Origin of the sequence: Streptomyces mutabilis (genome assembly GCF_014649815.1) — a bacterium.
Taxonomy (GTDB): domain Bacteria; phylum Actinomycetota; class Actinomycetes; order Streptomycetales; family Streptomycetaceae; genus Streptomyces; species Streptomyces mutabilis.
This window is the reverse complement of the sequence record NZ_BMTT01000193.1, coordinates 1-621: the sequence shown is the minus strand read 5'-3', so window position 1 is coordinate 621 and position 621 is coordinate 1. Positions and strand designations below refer to the sequence as shown.

1 protein-coding gene is annotated in these 621 nt (G+C 69.9%); it reads right to left on the bottom strand.

Translation table 11 applies throughout. The annotated features are described in order from the left end of the window. The coding region (locus tag IE142_RS35365; RefSeq protein WP_191889466.1) for a class I SAM-dependent methyltransferase at positions 1–621 on the bottom strand (621 nt) is incomplete at both ends.

Here is a 621-nt window from a genome sequence, read left to right as displayed (position 1 = left end):
GGAGGCGAAGGTCCGCAGCAACCGCGGATTGCGCAGGTCACCCAGGAACAGGGCGCCACCGGGCGCGAGCAGGCGGAAGGCCTGCTCGACGACCTGCGTCAGGTATCCGCCGTTCGGGAAGTACTGGGCCACGGAGTTGAGCACGATCGTGTCGAAGTGCTCCTGGGGAAGGCCGCCGTGCTCGTGGGCGGCCTGCACCCGGAGCCTGACCCGCCGGGCCAGCTCGGGGACGGCGTCGACATGACGCCGCAGCTCCTCCACAACGACCGGGGAGAAGTCCGTGCCCCAGTATTCCTCGCACTCGGGCGCCAGTCCGGACAGCAGCAGACCGGTGCCGACACCGATCTCCAGGACACGGCCGGGTTGGAGCGCCCTGATCCGCTCGAGCGTGGCCGCACGCCACTCCCGCATCTCGGGCAGCGGGATCGGCTCGCCGTCGTAACTGCTGTTCCAGCCGGAGAAGTCCTCGCCCGGCGTCGAACCGGGCGCTGAGTACAGCGAGTCGTAGAGATCCCTCCACTCGCCGATCTGGTCCCGCTCTTCCTCGTCCCCAGTCGGTCCGTCGGTGTCGGGTACGACGTAGGCGATCAGGCGGGTGCTGCCGGGCCGGTCGTGGTGGGC